We start from the raw sequence: 621 nt of genomic DNA, 5'->3' as shown, positions 1-621 counted from the left end.
AGCCGGGTTCATCACGAACAGCTCGCCGGTGCGCAGCAAGTGGCAGCCTGCCCATACTGGCAGCGAGCGTCCGAGACGGTCGCGCGCAAGTGCCGCGCCGGCAAACTGGCCGTCGATGGTGATGCGTCGCGCGAAGCGGCAGACGCGCTGACCGCGCACAGCGGCGATGCGTTTCACCAGCGGCACGCCGGCCGGGAGGTAATGCCGCTCGGCAAGCAAGCGCCGCAGTTCCGGCGGCGGCAGGATCGCAACTCGCTCGCCAACGTGGAGGCTTGTCCTGCCACGAATGGCGTAGAGCCCGGTCGGAACGGAGGCTGTTGTATTCCACACCGCGTAACGCGCGGGCCGAACGGTCAGCGTCGCGACTGTAGCGATCGCGACGATGCCAGCCAGAACGAAACTCCGCCGCATCATGTCAGCAGCGCCTTGCGCTGGAGCCAGGCGCGGTGGCGCACGGGACTGTAGCCGCGCGGCGCTTGGCGTCCGGCAATCCGGTTGTGGATGTGCCGCCAATGATCCGGCGCGACATCGCACGGGTCGATACCCGACGCCTCGATTGCATCAATCAGGCGAAAGACCTGCGCAACTTTTGGCCAGCCATGAACGCTGAGCAGCAGGTCA

The 621-nt window shown here is 66.8% G+C and carries 2 protein-coding genes; both read right to left on the bottom strand.

The genetic code is table 11. The features are described 5' to 3' along the window. Positions 1 to 414, bottom strand: a 414-nt coding sequence (locus tag WG900_RS20150) for a S26 family signal peptidase (RefSeq protein ID WP_339970180.1), incomplete at its 3' end; no start/stop codon positions are given. Continuing rightward, on the bottom strand, positions 411 to 621 hold a 211-nt coding region (locus WG900_RS20145; RefSeq protein WP_339970178.1), incomplete at its 5' end, for a DUF2840 domain-containing protein. The genes WG900_RS20145 and WG900_RS20150, both read right to left, overlap by 4 nt.

Origin of the sequence: Novosphingobium aquae, assembly GCF_037572715.1 — a bacterium.
Classification (GTDB): Bacteria; Pseudomonadota; Alphaproteobacteria; order Sphingomonadales; family Sphingomonadaceae; genus Novosphingobium; species Novosphingobium aquae.
The sequence above is the reverse complement of the archived record's forward strand: the minus strand, read 5'-3'. Positions and strand labels throughout refer to the sequence as shown.